The sequence below is a fragment of the Chitinophaga deserti genome (assembly GCF_003149455.1).
GTDB classification, from domain to species: Bacteria; Bacteroidota; Bacteroidia; order Chitinophagales; family Chitinophagaceae; genus Chitinophaga; species Chitinophaga deserti.
The window spans coordinates 139,292-160,398 of the sequence record NZ_QFFK01000007.1 but is presented as its reverse complement, the minus strand read 5'-3'; the positions used below and the strand labels follow the sequence as shown (position 1 = coordinate 160,398).

General features: G+C 49.8%; 18 protein-coding genes and 1 tRNA gene. 8 read left to right on the top strand and 11 right to left on the bottom strand.

Going from position 1 to position 21,107, the window contains the following annotated elements:
• Nucleotides 1-35: 35 nt before the first annotated feature.
• Nucleotides 36-1,037, bottom strand: a complete 1,002-nt coding sequence (locus DEV76_RS17220; RefSeq protein ID WP_109699164.1) for an SPFH domain-containing protein — start codon at nt 1,035-1,037, stop codon at nt 36-38.
• A gap of 112 nt (nt 1,038-1,149) precedes the next feature.
• On the opposite strand from DEV76_RS17220, the gene DEV76_RS17215 reads away from it, so the two are divergent.
• On the top strand, nt 1,150-1,782 hold the full coding sequence (locus DEV76_RS17215) for a hypothetical protein (RefSeq protein ID WP_109699163.1): 633 nt from the start codon (nt 1,150-1,152) through the stop codon (nt 1,780-1,782).
• A gap of 1,007 nt (nt 1,783-2,789) precedes the next feature.
• On the opposite strand, the gene DEV76_RS17205 is transcribed toward DEV76_RS17215, so the two are convergent.
• Nucleotides 2,790-2,863: transfer RNA gene (locus DEV76_RS17205), tRNA-Pro, on the bottom strand.
• A 164-nt stretch (nt 2,864-3,027) separates the two neighbouring features.
• On the opposite strand from DEV76_RS17205, the gene DEV76_RS17200 reads away from it, so the two are divergent.
• From DEV76_RS17200 to DEV76_RS17175, 6 genes are read left to right on the top strand one after another with little or no spacing between them, the layout of a single operon-like run.
• Nucleotides 3,028-4,293, top strand: a complete 1,266-nt coding sequence (locus tag DEV76_RS17200) for a dihydroorotase (RefSeq protein WP_109699161.1) — start codon at nt 3,028-3,030, stop codon at nt 4,291-4,293.
• Nucleotides 4,290-4,769, top strand: coding sequence for a DUF4199 domain-containing protein (locus DEV76_RS17195; RefSeq protein WP_109699160.1), 480 nt, complete (start codon nt 4,290-4,292; stop codon nt 4,767-4,769). The genes DEV76_RS17200 and DEV76_RS17195 overlap by 4 nt, the downstream gene beginning before the upstream one ends.
• The gene (locus DEV76_RS17190; protein WP_232826976.1) at nt 4,766-5,722 is read left to right on the top strand and encodes a glycosyltransferase family 2 protein; all 957 of its coding nucleotides are present in this window, start codon (nt 4,766-4,768) and stop codon (nt 5,720-5,722) included. Before DEV76_RS17195 ends, DEV76_RS17190 begins: the two co-directional genes overlap by 4 nt.
• Nucleotides 5,722-6,837 (top strand): glycosyltransferase family 4 protein, encoded by a 1,116-nt coding sequence (locus DEV76_RS17185; protein WP_232826975.1) that lies wholly within the window; start codon nt 5,722-5,724, stop codon nt 6,835-6,837. The genes DEV76_RS17190 and DEV76_RS17185 overlap by 1 nt, the downstream gene beginning before the upstream one ends.
• A gap of 33 nt (nt 6,838-6,870) precedes the next feature.
• Nucleotides 6,871-7,854, top strand: a complete 984-nt coding sequence (locus DEV76_RS17180; protein WP_109699158.1) for a hypothetical protein — start codon at nt 6,871-6,873, stop codon at nt 7,852-7,854.
• Nucleotides 7,855-7,865: 11 nt separating this feature from the next.
• Nucleotides 7,866-8,378, top strand: coding sequence for a hypothetical protein (locus DEV76_RS17175; RefSeq protein ID WP_109699157.1), 513 nt, complete (start codon nt 7,866-7,868; stop codon nt 8,376-8,378).
• Nucleotides 8,379-8,431: 53 nt separating this feature from the next.
• Here DEV76_RS17175 and DEV76_RS17170 read toward each other — a convergent pair whose 3' ends face one another.
• The 8 genes from DEV76_RS17170 to DEV76_RS17135 form a co-directional block, all read right to left on the bottom strand.
• Nucleotides 8,432-8,923 carry a hypothetical protein gene (locus tag DEV76_RS17170; RefSeq protein ID WP_157962944.1) on the bottom strand — a complete coding sequence of 164 codons (492 nt, stop codon included), beginning with the start codon at nt 8,921-8,923 and terminating at the stop codon, nt 8,432-8,434.
• A gap of 34 nt (nt 8,924-8,957) precedes the next feature.
• The gene (locus tag DEV76_RS17165) at nt 8,958-9,494 is read right to left on the bottom strand and encodes a hypothetical protein (RefSeq protein ID WP_109699155.1); all 537 of its coding nucleotides are present in this window, start codon (nt 9,492-9,494) and stop codon (nt 8,958-8,960) included.
• Nucleotides 9,495-9,621: 127 nt separating this feature from the next.
• Complete coding sequence (locus DEV76_RS17160; protein ID WP_109699154.1) at nt 9,622-10,956, bottom strand: M16 family metallopeptidase; 1,335 nt, start codon at nt 10,954-10,956, stop codon at nt 9,622-9,624.
• Nucleotides 10,957-10,973: 17 nt separating this feature from the next.
• Nucleotides 10,974-12,353 carry a M16 family metallopeptidase gene (locus tag DEV76_RS17155; protein WP_109699153.1) on the bottom strand — a complete coding sequence of 460 codons (1,380 nt, stop codon included), beginning with the start codon at nt 12,351-12,353 and terminating at the stop codon, nt 10,974-10,976.
• A 155-nt stretch (nt 12,354-12,508) separates the two neighbouring features.
• Entirely contained in the window at nt 12,509-15,049 is a 2,541-nt protein-coding gene (locus DEV76_RS17150) for a DNA gyrase/topoisomerase IV subunit A (protein WP_109699152.1), read from the bottom strand.
• Between the two features lie 24 nt (nt 15,050-15,073).
• Nucleotides 15,074-15,475: a cupin domain-containing protein gene (locus tag DEV76_RS17145; RefSeq protein ID WP_109699151.1), complete on the bottom strand. Its 402-nt coding sequence runs from the start codon at nt 15,473-15,475 to the stop codon at nt 15,074-15,076.
• A gap of 3 nt (nt 15,476-15,478) precedes the next feature.
• Nucleotides 15,479-16,333, bottom strand: a complete 855-nt coding sequence (locus DEV76_RS17140) for a DUF1835 domain-containing protein (RefSeq protein WP_109699150.1) — start codon at nt 16,331-16,333, stop codon at nt 15,479-15,481.
• Nucleotides 16,334-16,360: 27 nt separating this feature from the next.
• Nucleotides 16,361-18,259, bottom strand: a complete 1,899-nt coding sequence (locus DEV76_RS17135; protein ID WP_109699149.1) for a DNA topoisomerase IV subunit B — start codon at nt 18,257-18,259, stop codon at nt 16,361-16,363.
• A gap of 924 nt (nt 18,260-19,183) precedes the next feature.
• On the opposite strand from DEV76_RS17135, the gene DEV76_RS26290 reads away from it, so the two are divergent.
• A complete protein-coding gene (locus DEV76_RS26290; RefSeq protein ID WP_262509832.1) occupies nt 19,184-19,306 on the top strand; it encodes a hypothetical protein in 123 nt (40 codons plus the stop codon).
• Between the two features lie 79 nt (nt 19,307-19,385).
• Here the strand turns inward: DEV76_RS26290 and DEV76_RS17125 are convergent, their stop codons facing one another.
• Nucleotides 19,386-21,089 (bottom strand): RagB/SusD family nutrient uptake outer membrane protein, encoded by a 1,704-nt coding sequence (locus DEV76_RS17125; RefSeq protein ID WP_109699147.1) that lies wholly within the window; start codon nt 21,087-21,089, stop codon nt 19,386-19,388.
• Between the last annotated feature and the right edge of the window lie 18 nt (nt 21,090-21,107).

Below are 21,107 nucleotides of genomic sequence, written 5' to 3'. Positions count from 1 at the left end.
CATTTAAGCAGATACAGGCTGCAGGCTGACTGGCTTTATAATTTGCTGAGTATTTCGGCTTTTTTCTGGTTAAACTCCTCTTCTGTTAATATTCCCTGGGCTTTTAGTTCTCCCAGTTGTTTTAACAGGTCCAGCAGCTTTTGTTTCTCATTAGGGTCTGCTGCAGGAACATTTTGTTGCGGAACGGGCTGCTGTTGCTGTTGCAGCATATTGGTAAGGATTACTCCTGCTCCCATTCCGGCCATACCTGCTGCCCCCGGGTTCTCCGACAGATTCTCAAGCGCAATACCGCCCTGCATCTGGTTGAACTGGTTCAGCTTATCTGCCATCATGTTCAACTGTGTGGTTTTATCCAGCATCTTCTCCACTTCTTCCGGCAGGGTAACGTTCTCGATGTAGAACTGGCCCAGTTCTATGCCCCAGATATCGAATTCCTTCTGGAATATGGGTTTCAGTTTTTCGCCGATCTCTGTAAAGTTGGCAGCCAGATCCAATACTGATATGCCTGCTTCCGCCAGTCCTTCGGCCAGTTTGCTGATGATAGCATTACGCAATTGCTCGCTCACAGCATCTATCCGTACCCAGGGATGTGTACCGGCGAATTCCTTTATGAATTTCTGCGGATCGGTTACCCGCATGGTGTACGTTCCGAAAGAACGGAGGCGAACCTGTTTAAACTCAGGATCACGGACGATGATGGGATTGGAAGTGCCCCATTTCAGGTTGGTGAACTGACGGGTACTTACATAGTAAATATCTACCTTAAAAGGAGAGTCGAACAGGTATTTCCAGGACTTCAGGGTGGTGGTGATGGGCATGTTGCTGGTAGTCAGCTCATGGCGGCCGGGCTGGTATGTATCACCAAACTCACCTTCGTTCATGAGTACTGCCAGCTGCGATTCCCTCACAGTCAGCTGAGCGCCGTTCATGATTTTATCGCCTTTGTCAGGGAACTTATAGATAACGGTATCATTGGTATCATCAACCCAGTCGATGACCTCGATAAATTCATTTTTGATAAAGTCGAATATGCCCATGGTAGAGGTATTTTAGTATTATTGGCAAAAGAACAATGAAATTTACATAAAAAATGGCTAATACCTTCTTCTTCCAAACTTTTCTATATTTGCCGCACAATCCCTGTATACCATGTTCCGCATAAAATGGCTGTTGCCCATATTTAGCTTAATCTTCATGTCGCTTTCTGTGCTGGCACAACAACGGAAAGGCGATAAATCAAATACAGTAACTACAATTGACATTGGATCGGAAAGAATATCCTACTCCAATCTGCTAATCACAGGATATGGATCTATTCCAGTACGCCATTTCATGGAAAACCTATCTCCCCACCTGTCCGATTTCTTTAAGAAACTGCAGATTAACAGTCAATATCATTTTGTTGGCAGCCAGAAAGAAAACCTGGATATAAATCTGCGGAATGCACAGCAAAAGCATCAGCCGGATGCAGTACTTATGTTCTACGAGCTTCCAGATGATCTGGATACTCTTTCCGTAAAAGTACACAGGGAAATTTTGTATAAGTTGCTGGTAAGCCCTTACCGCCGTCAAAGAAGAGCCAAAGTACGCCAGTCGAATGTTGACAAAACGATTCAAATGGCTTTATGGCAACCATCAGGCAATAAAATTATCTGGCAGGGAGAGTTGAATATTAACGGAAATCCTGCACAGAGCAGGTTTTATCAGGAAACATGCAAACTTGTAACTGACGAGCTGCTGAGACATGGGTTAACAACTGATACAGGTGTAATAAACGAGTAACCGGAATATCGTTAACAATGAGGAATCCGCAATCTGTTTGCTTGTTTCGATATGGGGTTAATATTACCAGTATGGGGTGAGCGGCAGTGAACATGGTGTATAAACCGGGTCAAACCAGGGTGTAATCTATGTCGAATGCGGAGATAACGTGGACTTGAGGTGGACTTGATCCGCATTTGAGGTGGATTTGATCCGCATTTGAGGTTGTTAAAATTATATCATCGGATAGGGTAAGTAAGGGAATATTCAGTTTCTTCAGAATTAGGGCAACGTGAGCGGCAGCAGGGTCATTCTTTGCGAATCTATAGGCATGTAAGAATAACGTAAAAGGCATTTATGATGTTCAATTCTTTCTATTCATTCTACACATCTCGGGATGCGATACCGGAACTTATTTACAACAAAAAAGGCCATCAGTTTTACCTGATGACCTTCTGCAGTGTCGGGACGACTAGATTCGAACCAGCGAACCTCCCGACACATCTCGGGATGTGATACCGTAACTTTTTTACAACAAAAAAGGCCATCAGTTTTACCTGATGACCTTCTGCAGTGTCGGGACGACTAGATTCGAACCAGCGACCCTCCCGACACATGCCGGGATGCGATACCGGAACTTTTTTACAACAAAAAAGGCCATCAGTTTTACCTGATGACCTTCTGCAGTGTCGGGACGACTAGATTCGAACCAGCGACCCTCCCGACACATCTCGGGATGTGATACCGTAACTTTTTTACAACAAAAAAGGCCATCAGTTTTACCTGATGACCTTCTGCAGTGTCGGGACGACTAGATACGAACCAGCGACCCTCCCGACACATGCCGGGATGCGATACCGGAACTTTTTTACAACAAAAAAGGCCATCAGTTTTACCTGATGACCTTCTGCAGTGTCGGGACGACTAGATTCGAACTAGCGACCCTCCCGACACATGCCGGGATGCGATACCGGAACTTTTTTACAACAAAAAAGGCCATCAGTTTTACCTGATGACCTTCTGCAGTGTCGGGACGACTAGATTCGAACTAGCGACCCCTTGCACCCCATGCAAGTGCGCTACCGGGCTGCGCTACGTCCCGAACTTCCGGTCCGTTTGTGTGTGACGGGATGCAAAAGTAGCGAATGTTTTCATTTCAGCAAATTTTTCTCCGACTTTTTGTCAAAAAACTGTTGACAACCGCTTCCCGCTTGCTATACATCCGACCACATTTATGCGTACATTTGCACGGGATAAAATCAAAAGATGCAAATTTTACTGAAAAGCGCGACGATCGTCTCTGAAAATTCGCCTTTCAACGGGCAGGAAAAAGATATCTTGATCGACAATGGCGTTATCACCTCCATCGCCGGCAGCATAGCTCCCGGCAATGCAACCGTTATCGAAGGAAAAGGCCTTCATGTATCCGGCGGATGGATGGATGTATTCGCTCATTTTTGTGATCCGGGACAGGAATATAAGGAAGACCTTCAGTCAGGCGCTCTCGCCGCCGCTGCGGGCGGTTATACGGCCGTTATGATCGTGCCCAACACCCAGCCCGCCCTTCACACCAAAACACAGATCGCTTATGTGCACAGTACTGCCGCCCACAACGCAGCAGAAGTACTCCCCATCGGCGCCATCACCAAAAACCTGGAAGGCACCTCTCTCGCAGAAATGTATGAGATGAAAGAAGCTGGTGCCGTAGCATTCTCCGACGGGCTCAAACCGGTTCAATCTTCCGGCCTTATGCTCAAAGCCCTCCAGTACGTAAAAGCCTTCGACGGTGCCGTGATTCAGATCCCTGATGATGCCACCATTTCAGGCCACGGCCTTATGCACGAAGGCATCCACTCCACCCGCCTCGGTATGCCCGGCAAGCCCGCCATCGCCGAGGAAATCATGCTTAAACGCGACCTCGACCTGCTTGAATATACCGGCTCTCGCCTGCATGTAACCGCTGTTTCCACCGCAGGCTCCATCCGCCTCATAGCAGATGCCAAAGCCCGCGGCCTCAGAGTCACCTGCTCTGTTACGCCGTACCACCTGCTGTTTACCGATGCCGATATGGCTTCGTACGACAGCTTCCTCAAAGTAAACCCTCCTCTCCGTACGCAGGAAGATGTGGATGCACTCCGTGCTGCGGTAGCCGATGGCACCGTGGATTGCATTGCAACCCATCACCAGCCGCAGGACTGGGACGCCAAGCAGGTAGAGTTCGAATATGCCAAGCCGGGCATGATAGGCCTGGAAACAGCCTTTGCCGCCCTCCGCACGGCGCTTCCCCAACTCAGTACCGCACAGCTGGTAAAACTGCTGTCAGATAATCCACGCCGCATCTTCGGGCAATCCCTCGCCCCAGTAGCAGAAGGCGCGGTTGCCAACCTTACGGTATTCGAACCGGCAACGGAATATACCATCAGCGACGACCGCTTCCAGTCTAAAAGCAGGAACACGCCTTTCCTCGGGAAAACCGCCAAAGGCAGCGTTACCGGCATCATTCGTCAAAACAAATCCTGGTTCCGGTCATGAAAACTAAAAAACACCTCCTGTTCGGCCTCCTGGCCGCAGGTATCAATTTCGCCCTGCTGCTGACCCAGTTTTATACCGGCGCCAGCTCCGGCAATATCTTTTTCCGTATCGCCGCACTCGCAGTACTGGTGGTGGCCGTTGTGGCCTCCTGCCTGCGCTATTCGCGGGATATGGATCACCAGGCATCTTTCGGGGAAGTATTCGGCACCGGCTTCCGCACCACGGCAGCCGCCACCGTCCTCTTCGCCGCACTGTTCATGCTCTTTGCACAGATGATGCCCGGATACAAAGAACAGTTCATCCGCGACATGATCGCCATGGGCCCGCAGGCCGACCTGCCAGAAACACATGCCGCAGAATTCGACCGGCTCAGCCAGCAGTTCGCTGTAATGGTGCTGTCCGGCATACTCTTTTTATACGTGCTCCCCGGCATCATTGCATCCTTGCTGGGAGCTGCCTTAGCCAAAAAGAAATGAAACACCTGGACATATCCGTAATCGTTCCCCTGAAAAACGAAGAAGAATCACTGCCTGAACTGGCAGCATGGATTCACCGTGTCATGCAGGACAACGGCTTCACCTATGAAGTGTGGATGGTAGACGACGGGAGCACCGACCAATCGTGGGACGTGATCCGCGAAATCTCCGCCGCCAACCCTAATGTTAAAGGCATCAAATTCCAGCGCAACTATGGCAAATCCGCCGCGCTCAACGAAGGCTTCCGCAAAGCACAGGGCTCCGTGGTAATCACCATGGACGCCGATCTGCAGGACTCTCCGGATGAAATCCCCGGTCTTTACAAAATGATCGCGGAAGACGGGTACGACCTAGTGAGCGGCTGGAAGAAGAAACGCTACGACAATACCCTTACTAAAAACCTGCCCTCCAAACTCTTTAACTGGGCCACCGTTAAAATGAGCGGCATCAAACTGCATGATTTCAACTGCGGTCTGAAGTCGTATCGCAAAAAGGTGGTAAAAACCATTGAAGTATACGGAGAGATGCACCGGTATATACCCGTTATCGCTAAATGGAGCGGCTTCCGTAACATCGGCGAAAAAGTGGTGGAACACCGCAAGCGTAAATACGGCACCACCAAATTCGGGCTAGAGCGATTCATCAATGGTTTCCTCGACCTCGCTTCCATCACATTCGTAGGCCGCTTCGGCAAACGCCCCATGCACTTCTTCGGCGCACTGGGCACCCTCTTTTTCCTCATCGGTTTCATCATTGCAGGATACCTGGCAGTAGCCAAAATCTTCTGGATGCAATACAAGATGACGGAAAGGCCTCTCTTCTTCCTCGCCATGCTCCTCCTCATCATTGGCTCGCAACTATTCCTGACCGGCTTCATCGCTGAGCTGGTAGCGCGCAATGCTCCGGAGCGCAACTCCTTTCTCGTGGAAGAAATCCTTGAAAACGAAGGATGATGGCCCCCGCACAAAAGATCGTCATTATCGGCCCGGCCCACCCTATCCGGGGAGGGCTGGCTGCTTTCAATGAACGCCTTGCCCGTGAGCTGATAGCACAGGGGCATGATGTGGAAATACATACCTTTTCCTTTCAATACCCGTCGTTCATGTTCCCGGGAAAGGAACAATACACCTCCGCTCCTGCCCCACAGGGCCTCCGTATCAAGCGCAGTGTGCATTCCCTCAACCCGCTGAACTGGAGGAAAACGGGCCTCGCCATACGCCGCCAGCGGCCAGACAGGGTGATCATTGCCTTCTGGATACCCCTCATGGCCATGAGCCTCGGCAGCCTGGCACGCCTGATCCGTAAAAACGGACACACCCGTATCACCGGCCTCGTGCACAATCTTATCCCGCACGAAAAACGCCCGGGCGATGCATTTCTCACTAAATACTTCGTCAACAGTTGCGATAACTTCATTACCCTGAGCCGCGAAGTGCTGAGTGATATCCGCAAACTCACAGACAAGCCCGCTGTATATGCCCCCCACCCTGTATACGACTCCTTCGGCGATGCGCTCCCCGCACCTGAAGCACGGCAGAAACTGGGCTGGGATGCAAACGGGAAATACCTACTCTTCTTCGGATTTATCCGTCACTACAAAGGGCTCGATCTCTTACTGGAAGCCATGCGCGACCCGCGTATACGTGCTATAAATAATCTGCAGCTTGTAGTAGCGGGCGAGTTCTATGAAGACCGTAAAAAATACGAACCGCTGCTTGGACCTAACGTCACTCTTGTAAGCGATTTCATCCCCGATGCGGATGTGCGGTATTACTTCTCAGCGGCCGATCTGGTGGTGCAGCCTTACCGTACCGCCACCCAAAGCGGCATTTCACAAATGGCCTATCACTTCGGCATCCCCATGCTGGTCACCAATGTGGGCGGCCTCCCGGAAATTGTACCCGATGGTAAAGCCGGATATGTGGTAACTCCTGATGCCACTGCTATTGCAGACGGTATCCTGCGGTTCCTGGCACAGCCTGCCGGTACGTTTACGGAGTTCATCCGGTCGCAGCAACAACTGTATTCCTGGGGCCATTTCGTAAAAACGCTGGGAACCCTGCAATAAAACGCCGCTTTTCGGGTTATTAAAACAAGTACCATGAAAGCCATTATATTCATTTTCACCATACTGACTGCCACCACCGCCATGGGCCAAAAGCTCCCTGCGGCAGGCAAGGCTGCGCTCGACAGCCAGCAGGATACCCTGCGTGCCATCAGCTACGATATCATCAACGGTAAAACACAGGAAACGCGCAGCGTCCGCAACGATGAATTCATCCCCGCGCTCGTGAAGGCCCTCAAAACGCCTTACTCCTACTATTACCCCTTCGATTCCCTGAAAACCATGGCGCGGGTATACCCGGCAGACAGTACCTTCCGCATCTTTACCTGGCCCCTCGAATTCGACAACGGTACCTTCCGGCATTTCGGGGTGATTCAGATGAATACGAAAGACGGCTCCCTGAAACTCTTCCCCCTGTTCGATAACTCTGATTATACCGCTAACCCGGATACCATTACCAACCATAAGGGCTGGTATGGATGTCTCTATTATGCCATGATCCAGCGACGGTATTTCAACGCGGAATATTACACACTCTTCGGATGGGACGCCAACAACCTCCGCAGTCAGAAGAAGATCGCAGAAGTACTCACGTTTAAGGAAGGTCAGCCTACTTTCGGTGGCCCCTTCTTCAGTTTCGTGGAAGATACTACCCGCAAGCCCACCCGTAACCGCTTCATACTCGAATACAAACGTGATGCTGCTGCCAGCTTAAACTTCAATGAAGAAGCCGGCATTATCGTTTACGACCACCTTATTTCCGAAACGGGCGAAGAAGTAAAGAAACATACACTGGTGCCCGACATGGATTATGAAGGCTTCAAATGGCAGGCCGGTAAATGGGTGCATATCGAAAAGATATTCCATGATGCACTGGAGAAAGGTAAAGTACCTGTAGGCGTGCCTTTAGACAAGAGTAAATCCAATCTTAGAGAACCCAAAACCTACGACGAAATAGCGGAAGAAGAAGCCGCAAAACAGGCAGAGAAAGACGCGAAGAAGAAAAAGAAGAAGAATTAACCGGCATTACAATGGAATGGACTTTTATACGGAAATATCCCTACCGTAAAAGTGTCATCAGAGGCATCCTTATACTGGCAGTATTCGTGCTGATATTTAGTGGATTGATAGCGTTTGTTGCCAACTCCTTAACATTCCTCATCGTTTCATTTATCATATTCCTGTTACTAAGCGGTGTATATGTTTTAAACAGCGAACAGTATTTCATAGAATGTATCCGAATCGAAGAGGCGCAGGTATACATCCTGTATACTGATGGCAATACTCAATTTTCAATTTCCGGCACTACCGCTGAATTCAGCATGAAAAGGAGTTCGCAGAATTATGGCAAAACATCTGAATCATATCTGCATATTACTTATCGCAATCAACATTTGATAAACCAATATACCATAGGCAGCTGGCGATATGATGACATTAAATATTTTGACAGCCTCAACCCTGCTCATATTCCCGGGCCTGATGAAGTATTTGGAGGAAAAATCAGAATCAAATCACTGCCGAAGCCGCCTTCAGATCAATAATCAGCCTCCGTTGCGTCGCACACTTCAGCAGTTATACATCTTTAAACTTAGCATCAGGGCGCAGGCAATTCACTATCAGGTAGCGGGAGATCGTTTGTGTTGTGGTTAAAGATTTGCAGCGCAATATCAGAGATCTTATCGTATTTGTAATGCGTTTTAGGTCCAAAGAGCAGCATCAGACGTACCTGTCCTACCGTACCTTTCAGCCCCTTGCCGCTGTATATGGGTACAAACACCACCCTTTTATTGAATGTGGAAACGGAGTCGGTTACATACACCGGCGGCCTTTCACCTTTGATGTATTCGGCATATACATCGCATATCCTTTCAAACTTACGGGTAAGTGTTACTTCCGTTTGTCCGATTTGATCCAGCGGCACACCTACCAGCGCCCGGAAGCCTTTCACATCCTTCTTCTCAATAGTGGCCAGCACCGCCTGGCTCGTGGCCTGTATTTCCTGCTGATCGCTATTCTCCTGCTGCCGTTCGGAAGAAATGCAACCAACTGCCAGCATAGCCGCAAACATGCATGTGTAGTGCTTCATAGCCACAAGTTAATAAAAAAATACGGGCTGAATATCACCACTGATTTAACAGCTGATGCGCCAGTTCGCGATGCTTCTTCAGTTTCTGCGGATTGTCCTTGATCTTGTTCAGCAACTCATAAAATACTTTATCCCGGATGCGGAAGAGAAATGCCGTTTCCAAAGTATCATTCAATGCCCGGTTCCTCTTAAAATCATCGAACACCCGCATCCTTACAGCATTGAGAAACACACGTGAATTATTGTCTGCCGCAACCAGCCGGTGTTCATAGTCTGCATGTGCGGCAAACATGTTGTTGTACACCCTCCGTATTTTCGACCGTTCGGTATACCACCGCACATACTCATCTTTATGCAGATCATAATTGTAGGCATAGGCCTCTTTGTAAAGGAACAATGCAAGAGCCGTATCCGGATTGCCTGTAGCGATATACTGCGCCGTATCGGTGATCTCCCGCACCGCAGCTACGGGAGCGTGCGCTTTTGCAGTATCACGGCTGGTAGAGGAATGATGCCCTTCGCAGGCAGCGCCTCCAAGGGCAAGGGTGAATAATAAAGGGTAATGTTTCATCGGGCGCGGTATTACATTTGGTTGCCATGCAAAAATACGAATTGCAGGAATACCCGCTAACTGCCATACAAACAAATGCCGGGTCCCCCACTTCGGCGGCCCCGGCATCTTATACATCCATCAGGGGTCAGTTCTTCCCTGTAGTCTTCACTTTAGAAGCCGGCAATTTAGACGGTGCGGGCTGCTTAAAATCCTCTGCTGTCACTTTATCTTCTTTCCCAAGATACGTCCACTGCACATCCGTAAGGTAGCTGCTGAATACGCGGTTCACATCTTCCGTTTTCACCTGACCGATCCGGGTATTGATCTCATCAAAGATCCTCCAGTTCCCGGAAGCCTCACAGGTACTCATAACATTCGCCTGTGCACCGCTGCTCTGGTTAGTCATGTAGTAGTTGGTGAGGTACGATTTCTTTTTGTTCTCCACCTCCTTCGGCTTAAACCCGTTCTCCTTCACATCATTGATGATGGCCGTCATCACCTCCAGCGACTGCTTAGGATCGATGGTAGTAATATACAGCTGGGCCATAGGGTTTTCTATGTAACTGTTGTTATACCCGGCAGAAGGGGCATAAGAAAGACTCCGCTTGGTCCTCAGCTCCACGAAATACCTGTCGTACAGGATGCTCATGGCAAACTGGAAAAGCGGCCCGTCGGGCGAATAATATTTAGGAGCATTTGCCATCCCTACAATGTAATTGGTAGCGAGGTCGCGGTTATTGATCTTAACACCCGGTTTAATGCCGGTAGTGGTAGGCGTGCGGGGGGCATCGCCCTGCGGGAGCGCTGCCAGTGTGCTTTTCACTTTAGCAACAATGTCCTGCTCATTGAGGTTACCCACAATCACGAGGTAGATCTTCTTCTTACCCAGCAACTGTTTGTAATAATCTTTCGCCTGCTGTAGTGTGAGTTTTTCCAATGTGGCGGGCTCACCGTTTACCCTTTTGGCATAGTCAGACCCGGCAAAGAGCTGCTGGGTAGCCAGCAAACGAAGATATTGGTCAGGGTCAGACTCCAGCTGTTTTGCGCCGGATACCATACGGTCGCGCTCCAGTTTAAACTCGGTGTCATCCATGGCCGGGTGCAATACGGCGTCGCTGAAAAGAGCCCAGCTGCGGTCCCAGTTATCACGGAGGCAGGTCATGGTCATGTGAGAGAAATCGTTCCGGGAACCTGCTTCGAAATCCGTACCCAGCTTCTCCAGTTCGGCAGACAGGGCTTCTTTACTGACGGTAGCCGTACCACCATTCAAAGCAGTACGCAGGGCCAGCGGCTCCAGCCCCTGCTGTGCTTCCGTGATATTTGCCACGCCCCCGCGGATGCAGAGGTTTACCGTGGCTACCGACTTTTCCGTTTTCTTGAAAATCACTTTAATCCCATCCACCTGCAGCTCTTTCGTGGTTTGGGCAAACAGTGATGTACTGCTGCAAACGCACAATATGATATAGATAATTCGTTTCATGATCGTTGTTTAAGAGGTTAGCGGTATAAAGCATCCAGGTCGGTTACCTGCCATTGTTTCTGCATGTCCGGGCTCAGGAGCAGACCGGCTACGTTAGGCTGGCTTTTGATGTATTTACGCACGTAATCCTGGATGTCTTTCCGGCTTACCTTGTTCAGCTCAGAGATATAATCGAAGTAGTAATCCAGCGAAGCGGAGGCCCACCAGAAGCTCAGGGAATGGATGTAATCCGTAGTGGATTCCATGCTGAACTTCTCACTGTTAGCGAGCTTTATCTTGGATGTTTCCAGCTGTTCGTCGGTGAAATAGTCGTCACTGTCAAACTGGTCTATCTGCGCCTGCAGGGCTTTAAAAGCACCGGTAAACTTAGCCGGGTTAGGCACGTAAAAGATCTGGATGGGGCCCACAAACTTCTGGGTGGCATAATTGATCCCTGCGTTCAGGGCATACCCGCTGTCTACCAGGTTCTTCTGGAACTTAGAGTTCTTCTGTGTGAGGATGTAGGAGAATACATCGGCAACGAGGGTGGCCTTCAGATCGTTCCGCGTATCGGGTCCGTGCCATACCTGCAGCAGCATAGGCACCCGGGCGTTGGGGCTGGTGGTCACGAAATGCAGGCTGTCTTTCCCTTTGAGTGGTTCAAATTCCGGAATGGGCCAGCGCTTGAACGGATCGAAACCAGCCGCCTTCCAGTCGCCGAAAAGCTCTTTCGCTTTTTTGAATACTTCCTCATGCTTCACATCCCCCGCTACCATGAGGATGGAATTGTCGGGGTAATAATACTTATCCTTGATAACCCGCATTTTCTCGGGTGTGGCAGTGAGGATAATATCGTGATCACCAATGGGGTTCTTTCGTGAGTAATGGGCGCCCCAGGTTTTACGGTTTACTTTCTCGAAGAGCGACCAGGCCGGGTTAGATTCCGCCCGTTGAAACTCCCCGTCCACCACAGGATTCTCCCGCTTCATCTCTTCCTGCAGAAACAGGGGGTAACGGATAGCGCTGTTCATGAACTGCAGTCCGTTAGCCAGGTCTTTACTGCCAAGAGTAAAGAAGTAATTCACGCGCTCCTGGCTGGTGGTACCGTTAAAAGATATGCCCAGCTCCTGTACACGCTCGAGGTATCGCTCCTGAGAGGGAATGTCTTTATTGGCTTTAAAAAACATGTGCTCATAGAGGTGGGAAAGACCGTTAAACTCATCGTCTTCCGTATAAGAACCGTTGCGTACGGCCATTTCGATGGTCACCAGGGGTACGGAATGGTCTTCCAGTACCAGCAGCTCCAGTCCGTTCGGTAATTTAGACAGGAAGATGTTGGATGGCTTGTTAGGAGACTTTTGCGCGGATGCCGTAAGGGTTAGCAGCATGAGCGGTAGAAAAAGGGGTGTTTTCTTCATGGGCGAAGGTTCAAGGGTCAGGAATTAAAAAACAGGTTCAGCACACAGCGGGCAGGTATTGCCCTTTCTTAAAAATAACGGATAATCCGCATATAGCAACAAAAAGGGCGCAAAGGAGATAAATCCTTTGCGCCCTTATAATAAATAATTGATTATCAGAATAATTCGCCCTGCACATTGCCGGTTTCGTCATCTTCCGGCGCTGCATCCTCATCTTCCGTGATCAGTTCAATGCTTACAAAGTCATCTCCGGCTATTTTATGCCCTACTGTGCGCCAGCCGGTAACTTCATATGCTTCATGCAGTGAGATCTCCTCTTCTTCAGGGTCTTTCTTCTTGCCGGTACGCAGTACTACCACGGGTTCTGCCTGCGTAGTCACCAGTTCGAGGCGGTTTTGTGCGCCTTCCTTGATGAAGGAGAACTTGTTGTTGAGCGTTTGCGTCTCGATCTTGAAGCGCTTGATGTTATGCTGCTTCTTGTCGGCATCGAAGTATACAGCCGATACGATCTTTTCCGGGTTGAACTTCTCGATATACACTGCATCATCTGCATCATACCGGTTCGTGAGTTCAAAGTTGGTCAGTTCGTAAGTACCGTTTTTATAGAACACCAGGATCTTATCATCCCCTTCGAACGAGCCTACGTACACACCGCGCTGGTCTGTGTTCAGACGGCCAACGGCATCGTCGTACCAGATCTTCAGTCCGCTGAGGGTAGATACGCCTTTCTCCTTGAATTTCACGGAGCGGATGGGCCATTTGGTCACCACATTACCCATGGAGCTGCGGCCCTTGATGGGAATGGTTTCGAAGTAGAAATCAAATTCTTTCTTCTTGGCGGCGCAGTTGGAACTGAGCTTCACGATCACTACCTCTGCTTCACCGTTGGGGTTGGCAGTGAAATAATGCACTTTGGAGCCTTTATCTTCCTTGGCGAGGTGGTACTCCTTATCGCGGGTAATACCGGTTACGTTGAAGCGCTTAGCCAGGCTGTACCCGGTTTTACCGTCAACATAAATCATGTTGTAGGTCATGCGCTCGTCGCCCTTACGGAATACGTCCACATGTATGATGTCTTTACCTACGAAGGTTTTATCGGCCACTTTGGTTACCAGCATAACGCCATCGCGGCGGAATACGATGATGTTGTCGATATCGGAGCAATCCGCTACAAATTCATCTTTCTTCAGTGAGGTGCCAATAAAGCCATCCGCACGGTTCACGTACAGTTTGGTGTTGGCAATGGCTACCGACTGTTGCTGGATGGTATCGAAAGTTTTGATCTCTGTTTTACGCTCACGGCCTTTACCGTATTTCTTAAGCAGCGTTTCGAAATAAGAAACGGCGAAATCGGTGAGGTTGGCGAGGTCGTGCTTCACCTGTTTGATTTCTGCATCAATATTCTTGATCTGTTCGTTCAGTTCATTGATATCGAGGCGGTAAATGCGGCGTACAGGTTTCTCCGTAAGCTTCACGATATCTTCGCGCATGATTTCGCGCTTCAGCAGTTTCTTATATGGACCGAAGCCTTTATCAATGGCCACGAGTACGGCTTCCCAGTCTTTATGCTTTTCTTCCAGCTCCTTATAGATACCTTTCTCGAAGAAGATCTTCTCCAGCGAGGTGTAGTGCCATTTCTCTTCCAGTTCCGCAAGGCGGATCTGCAGTTCTTTACCCAGCAGTTCTTTGGTAAGGTCGGTAGAGCGGCGTAACAGGTCGGATGCACCGATGAATACCGGCTTATCTTCCACGATCACGCAGGCGTTGGGGGAAATGGATACTTCACAGTCGGTGAAGGCATACAGGGCATCAATGGTGATATCGGGCGATATACCGGGCGCCAGCTGCACTTCTATCTCCACTTCAGCAGCGGTGTTATCCACTACCTTCTTAATCTTTATTTTACCGTTGTCGTTGGCTTTTACGATGGAGTCCATGAGCCCCGTAGTGGTAACGCCATAGGGAACATCCTTAATGAGGAGGGTCTTTTTATCCTTTTCCTCGATGTGTGCCCGAACGCGCACTTTACCACCGCGCCTGCCGTCGTTATAGTTGGCAACATCTATCATACCACCGGTGAGGAAATCCGGGTATAGTTCGAATTTCTTGCCGCGGAGGTATTTAATGGAAGCGTCGATCAGTTCATTAAAGTTATGGGGAAGTATTTTGGTGCTGAGGCCCACGGCAATACCTTCTGCGCCCTGTGCAAGCAGCAGCGGGAATTTCATGGGCAAAGCGAGCGGTTCGTTTTTACGGCCGTCGTAGCTCAGCTGCCATTCGGTAGTTTTATTATTGAAAGCTACATCGAGTGCAAACTTCGAGAGGCGTGCCTCAATATACCTGGCAGCCGCCGCATCATCGCCCGTACGCACATCACCCCAGTTACCCTGCATATCTATGAGCAGTTCTTTCTGCCCGAGGTTAACCATGGCATCCGTGATGGAAGCATCGCCATGCGGGTGGTACTGCATGGTTTGCCCGATAACGTTGGCTACCTTATTGAAACGACCGTCGTCCATTTCCTTCATGGCGTGCAGGATACGGCGTTGTACGGGTTTCAGCCCGTCTTCCACGCCGGGTACCGCGCGCTCCAGGATAACGTAGGAAGCGTAGTCGAGGAACCAGTCCTTGTATTTCTCATCTACGTGTGCTGCGCCATGCAGTGATTCATCCGGTGTTTCTTTTGTATTGCTCATATACTAAATTCAGAAAAGTAAAAACTATCGTTTCCCTGCCAGGAAATCTTCGCGCCATACGCGAACGGAATCGATCATTACGTCGTCCATCGTGTTCAGCTCCATGAAAGAACAATCTGTAACCGCAATCAGCTGATGCCAGATATTGACGGGTATTTCCACTCTTGCAGGCGCCTTTACGATATCCATCCTGATCTCCGATTCGTTCAGCGGGCACCAGTGCAGTTCGGCAGTACCACTCAGGAGATACATGATCTCCGGGTTCTTGTAGTCTGATTTACCCTCATGGTAATGCTGGCCACTGCTGCTGCCGGCGTTGCGGTAGCAGAGGATGAAAGTACCCGTACGGAAGCATTCCCACTGGTAATTGCGGCCCCGGTCATCTTCCCCTGCCAGGGTCATAGGCTGGATATCTGGCTGTGTCATCGGTTATGCATTTTCTGCAGCTTCGGGTGCTTCGGATTCTCCGCCGCCACCCGGTAGCCTGATTTCGTAATCTTTCAAAGATTTCAGTTCCCCGCGTGCTTCCAGTTTCTCCTCCTTCACCAGCTCTTTCAGGCGCCAGTTCAGGTAATGGTCCATCACAGGGTATTTCATTTTGCCGATCACAGCATTGGCTGCTTTGTTCGCTTTCGCAAACTCCTTGCTCACTGCCGCCAGCAAATCCTTGTCATAATAGTTAGCAGCTTCACCACGGATCTTCTTCCCGCCTTCCAGCAGGCGAACACCCGCGCTTTCATTCATTAGCCTGCGCCATTCGTCACCATCCAGCTCAAACTCCGCTAAAGATACTTCCCGGGCCAGTTTACGCGCCTTCAGGTATTCCTTGGGCAATATCTGATGCAGATGAGTGGGATAAAACACGCCGTTCTTTTCATTCAGGAATGGCAGATTATTGAGATAGATGAGGTGGATGCGGCCCGAGAAGCGGTCGAGCTGGCTGATCAGCCAGTAATACCCGCAAACATCGGTAGGGTTCTGCCCTGCCCAAATCCATATCACCAGTTCCTCTTCCTCCCGTAGGCGGCCTTTAAGGCTGCGGATGGGATCTTCCGGCGGAGGGATCGTTTCCCCCTCTGCTGGCTGCGGTACAGTAATTTCCTGTACAGCATTCCACCAGTCGCGGCGGGCCGCACGCCCGTCGGGCGTGTCGAGTATGAAGAGCGGACCTACTGCCAGATCGTCTTCATAACATAATATCTCCCCTTCCAGCTGCGGGTCCAGTTCAAATGCCGCCTTCAGATTGGTGACGCTTTGCTGCCCGAATACAATATGCAATATCATTGTCGGTATTCTCTTCTGCTTAATATTTTACGCTTCCGCGGTTTCTTCCACCAGATCCTTCTCATAACGGAGGTTGCTGATGATGAAATCCTGCCGGTGCTGCGTGTTCTTACCCATGTAGTATTCCAGCATCTTCGCTACTGGCATTTCCTGAGACGGGATGATGGGCGATTTGCGCATATCCTCTCCGATGAACTGTCCGAACTCATCCGGACTGATTTCACCCAAACCCTTAAACCGGGTAATCTCCGGTTTGCTGCCCAGTTTCTTCACTGCCTTCTGCTTCTCTTCTTCACTATAGCAGTAAATCGTCTGCTGCTTGTTACGAACGCGGAACAGAGGCGTTTCCAGGATGAACACGTGCCCGTTCTTCACCAGGTCGGGGAAGAACTGGAGGAAGAAGGTGAGCATGAGCAAACGGATGTGCATACCGTCCACATCGGCATCGGTAGCGATCACGATGTTATTGTAACGTAACCCTTCCAGGCCTTCTTCGATGTTGAGGGCATGCTGGAGCAGGTTGAATTCTTCATTCTCGTATACGATCTTTTTGGAAAGACCGTAGCAGTTCAGTGGTTTACCCCGCAAACTGAATACCGCCTGTGTTTCCACGTTGCGGGATTTGGTGATGGAACCGCTCGCGGAGTCACCTTCCGTAATAAAGATGGTGGTTTCACGCTGTTTGGTTTCCTGGTCTTCCTTCTGCTTGCCGGTAGCTTCCTCGTTGAGGTGGAAGCGGCAGTCGCGCAGTTTACGGTTGTGCAGGTTTGCCTTTTTAGCACGCTCGTTGGCCAGCTTCTTAATACCGGCCAGTTCTTTACGTTCCCTTTCGCTCTGCTCAATACGCTTTTTAAGCGCCTCGGCCACTGCAGGGTTACGGTGCAGGTAATCATCCAGCTGTTTGCTAAGGAATTCCAGTACAAAGGCTTTCATGGACTGTCCGCCTTCCGATACCGTGAGCGACCCCAGTTTGGTTTTGGTCTGGCTTTCGAACACCGGCTCCTGTACCCGCACTGCGATGGCAGCGCATACAGACGCGCGGATGTCGGTAGCATCATAATCTTTCTTATAGAAGTCACGCACCGTTTTCACCAAAGCCTCCCGGAAAGCCGCGAGGTGGGTACCGCCCTGTGTGGTGTGCTGGCCGTTAACGAACGAGTAGTATTCTTCGCCGTACTGGTTTTCGTGGGTGATAGCCACTTCAATATCTTCTCCCTTCAGGTGAATGATGGGATAGCGGAGATCATCCGGATTGGTTTTGCGCTGGAGCAGATCGAGCAGCCCGTTTTTAGAGATGTATTTCTGCCCGTTGAATTGGATGGTAAGCCCTGCGTTCAGGAAGCAATAGTTCCAGATCTGGTTCTCCAGGAAGTCCGGTATGAAGTGATAGTTCTTGAAAACGGTATCATCGGGTGTAAACGTTACGATGGTACCGTTGCTATCTTTTGTATCGTTCTCCTTATGGTCTTTCACCAGTACGCCCCGCTCGAATTCGGCGGTTTTCATACGGCCTTCGCGGACAGAGGATATTTTAAAGTAGCTGGACAGGGCGTTTACAGCCTTGGTACCCACACCGTTCAACCCCACTGATTTCTGGAAAGCTTTACTGTCGTATTTGGCGCCGGTGTTGATCTTGCTCACAACATCCACAACCTTACCGAGGGGAACGCCCCTGCCGTAGTCACGGATGGTTACACTGTGTTCCGATACCTTAATCTCAATCTGCTTGCCGAAGCCCATCATATGCTCGTCGATACAGTTATCCACTACTTCTTTAATGAGGATGTAGATACCATCGTCGGGACTGCTGCCGTCGCCAAGCTTACCAATGTACATACCCGGACGGAGGCGGATGTGTTCCCGCCAGTCGAGCGAGCGGATGGAATCCTCTGTATAGGTATTGAACAACTCTTTGTTTTCTGCCATAAGTCTGACTGTTAACCTGTTGATGATTAAACCGTTGGGGTAGGGTTAGCCCCGGCCCCTTACTAAATCTTTTAGCAAAACCCGGTCGTTGGCAAAAATAAAGGATTCGCGGAATATGCCAAGTAGATTTTATGCACTATACCTTCTGTATTGATTTTCAACCCGAAATGGATTTATCCACCGGCTCCCCGGGGAGGGGTAATGGAAATTCCGGCAGCCATGTACTGCCAGACTAACCTTCCGTAAAACAAACAGTATACCTGCTTTTACTTTACAACCACCTTATTTACTAATTACTTTTGTCTTACTTCCTGTTTACAAGGCAGTAACTTAAAGTATACTTACAGGTATCTTTTACTATACAGTATTGTATATGTACCGCTACTGCAGCGGGTTTGAATATGTATTACCTGCCTTTACCCTTCTTTAAATACGGAGTAACCCTTCTTTATCCCTGCAGTAAGCTGCAATTACCCACTCACCTTCCCACGTTTAAAGCACCTGTAAGCCTGCTGCGCCACAACCGCAGGGGCAAAATCCCCCATTCGTATTATAACGCGTTATCAAAAAATGCATATTTTATTGAACGAAATCCGTGTGAATTCGATACCAATAAAATTTCCATTCAAATAATTAGTTATATAAATAAAATATCTATATTTACACCGGATTACGGCAAATCTTTCCTGACACTTAAATCGATATCCTGATGAAAACTATTTTTTTTGGAATCGTCGTATCTGTTTTGCTGATCGCTGTTATCGTAGTAATGCTTGTTAAAAAGGAGCAGCGCGATATGCGGAGGTTAAAGGATACCTGTATAGGATTTTCGCAACACCTGGAATCCTGGCGGGCAATGTCCTGAGTGCATTTTCCTTCACTTTGTATTTTCACCTTATTTGTAAACTTATAATCCCTATACCTATGAAAACCGGCTTATTATTCAAACTGGCATGTCTATGCATTGCTTCCGTAGTATTATTGGCGCATTTCGCCCGTAAGTATATGCAGCGTATGCGTACGCAGAAAGTGCCCGCTACCCGCTGATTACTGCACAGCCCGAACCAAACGCAAAAAAAATTGATCCGCCCGGAACCGGGCGGATCTTTTTATTAAATGCTATTCATCAATTTTCCCAGCCGGGGTTCTGGGGATATTTAGGCCCGGTAGTAGTTGCGTCTATCTGCGCCTGCGGTATGGGCCGCAATATGTGGCGCGCCTGAATGTTCTTTTGTCCGTCGGTATTATGCAGCACCACCCTTTCTATCAGCTTACCGGTGCGCACCAGGTCGGGCCAGCGGGTCAGCTCTCCGCACAATTCCCTTGAACGTTCATCCAGGATAAAATCCAACGTCACGTCTGCAGCAGTGATCTCCATTGCTGCGGCATTGCCCGTTGGGAAAGCTGCCCTGCGCCGTATGGCATTGATATAAGGCACGGCCTCTCCTGCCCTTCCTGCTTTCAGCAAAGCTTCCGCGGCAATAAGATAGGTATCGGCGAGTCGGTACACGATCACTGGGCGGATAGACGGATAGTTCATATCCTGCCGTTTGGTATCATAGAACTTCGTCATAGCCGGACTCATAGCCGTGGAGTATTTCCGGGGCGGAATGAGCGCATAGGGTGCTGCTTTGATCTGTGCATCCGTTACATCAACACCGGGCATCCAGATGGCGGTATCTCCCACGTTGAACTTAGGCTGTCCGGATACCGCACCTGCGGGGGCACCCGGCGGTAAGGGGTTGGGCCACTTGGGTAATTTGGCCCCGTTGTTACTGAGCCACATCGTCTGAAAGGTTTTATTATACCGTGTATCATTGACCCTTTCCTTAAATACCGTATCCGTCAGCCAGCGGGTAGGCACCACGCGGATGTAGGGCCTGCCGTACCTCACATCGCGCTGCATGCCTTCCTGGTTCTCGTATTGAGGCACCCAGAGGTGGTTCAGGATGTTATCGTGCCCGCTGCTGTTATTAGGTCCGTTATAAGGCAGGTTAGCCGTGTGCTGAACGGTCCAGATCACTTCACTGTTTGCTTCATTGCCTTCTTTAAACACATTCGCAAAATCGTCCTGCAGGGCCAGTCCTGCCTGCGGGGCTACGGTTGAGATGAGATCTGCCGCCAGCTGCGCTGCTTTGGTGAAATCGTCCGGCTTTGCCGCTTTGCTGTATCCCCGCGTGAGGAGCACTTTTGCCAGCAGGTGCATGGCTGCCGCCTTATGCGCCTTGCCAGGCAAGACGCCGTCTACACCCGGGCCGGCAGGCAGTGTATTCATCGCCTCCGTCAGGTCTGCCACAATAAGGTCGTACACCTGTGCCAGCGGATGCCTATCCGCACTGGTTTTGGGAGCGGTATTGAACTCCGTGGTAAGGGTGAGGTCGCCAAATTGCTGCGCCAGCTGGAAGTAGTAATTAGCCCGCAGGAACTTCACCTCCGCTACCATCCGCTTCTTCTTTTCCGCATCCAGGCCTTTTACGGCAGGCGCGGCATTGATGAGGCCGTTACAATTATTGATATATTGATAAATCGGCCGCCATACGTTCAGCATGGTGCCCGTTCCCGGTGTATAGCCGCTGGCATACCGGTTCAGATCACTGCCGCCGTCTTTTCCGGAAATGAACTCATCGGTACCGGGGATGGTGAGGAAGAAGAAATCCATCGTCCCCCACACAGTACGCCCGCCTGCATAGCATGCATCGTACGTTAACTGGAAGCCCTGCGCAGTTTTCAGGAATTCGGGTGTGATCAGGGCATGCGGTTGTTCCTTCAGTTTATTTTGACATCCTGCGGCAGCCAGTGCTACGGCGAGGATCAGGTAATATTTCTTCATAACATCATTTTTTAACGG

Excerpts from the sequence above, each read along its gene's own strand:
- DEV76_RS17140 (WP_109699150.1), bottom strand. The coding sequence starts at position 16,333 with ATGATATTGCATATTGTATTCGGGCAGCAAAGCGTCACCAATCTGAAG.
- DEV76_RS17175 (WP_109699157.1), top strand. The coding sequence starts at position 7,866 with ATGGAATGGACTTTTATACGGAAATATCCCTACCGTAAAAGTGTCATC.
- DEV76_RS17170 (WP_157962944.1), bottom strand. The coding sequence starts at position 8,923 with ATGAAGCACTACACATGCATGTTTGCGGCTATGCTGGCAGTTGGTTGC.
- DEV76_RS17155 (WP_109699153.1), bottom strand. The coding sequence starts at position 12,353 with ATGAAGAAAACACCCCTTTTTCTACCGCTCATGCTGCTAACCCTTACG.
- DEV76_RS17125 (WP_109699147.1), bottom strand. The coding sequence starts at position 21,089 with ATGAAGAAATATTACCTGATCCTCGCCGTAGCACTGGCTGCCGCAGGA.
- DEV76_RS17190 (WP_232826976.1), top strand. The coding sequence starts at position 4,766 with ATGAAACACCTGGACATATCCGTAATCGTTCCCCTGAAAAACGAAGAA.
- DEV76_RS17215 (WP_109699163.1), top strand. The coding sequence starts at position 1,150 with ATGTTCCGCATAAAATGGCTGTTGCCCATATTTAGCTTAATCTTCATG.
- DEV76_RS17160 (WP_109699154.1), bottom strand. The coding sequence starts at position 10,956 with ATGAAACGAATTATCTATATCATATTGTGCGTTTGCAGCAGTACATCA.
- DEV76_RS17150 (WP_109699152.1), bottom strand. The coding sequence starts at position 15,049 with ATGAGCAATACAAAAGAAACACCGGATGAATCACTGCATGGCGCAGCA.
- DEV76_RS17200 (WP_109699161.1), top strand. The coding sequence starts at position 3,028 with ATGCAAATTTTACTGAAAAGCGCGACGATCGTCTCTGAAAATTCGCCT.
- DEV76_RS17185 (WP_232826975.1), top strand. The coding sequence starts at position 5,722 with ATGGCCCCCGCACAAAAGATCGTCATTATCGGCCCGGCCCACCCTATC.
- DEV76_RS17165 (WP_109699155.1), bottom strand. The coding sequence starts at position 9,494 with ATGAAACATTACCCTTTATTATTCACCCTTGCCCTTGGAGGCGCTGCC.
- DEV76_RS26290 (WP_262509832.1), top strand. The coding sequence starts at position 19,184 with ATGAAAACCGGCTTATTATTCAAACTGGCATGTCTATGCATTGCTTCC.
- DEV76_RS17195 (WP_109699160.1), top strand. The coding sequence starts at position 4,290 with ATGAAAACTAAAAAACACCTCCTGTTCGGCCTCCTGGCCGCAGGTATC.
- DEV76_RS17180 (WP_109699158.1), top strand. The coding sequence starts at position 6,871 with ATGAAAGCCATTATATTCATTTTCACCATACTGACTGCCACCACCGCC.
- DEV76_RS17135 (WP_109699149.1), bottom strand. The coding sequence starts at position 18,259 with ATGGCAGAAAACAAAGAGTTGTTCAATACCTATACAGAGGATTCCATC.
- DEV76_RS17220 (WP_109699164.1), bottom strand. The coding sequence starts at position 1,037 with ATGGGCATATTCGACTTTATCAAAAATGAATTTATCGAGGTCATCGAC.
- DEV76_RS17145 (WP_109699151.1), bottom strand. The coding sequence starts at position 15,475 with ATGACACAGCCAGATATCCAGCCTATGACCCTGGCAGGGGAAGATGAC.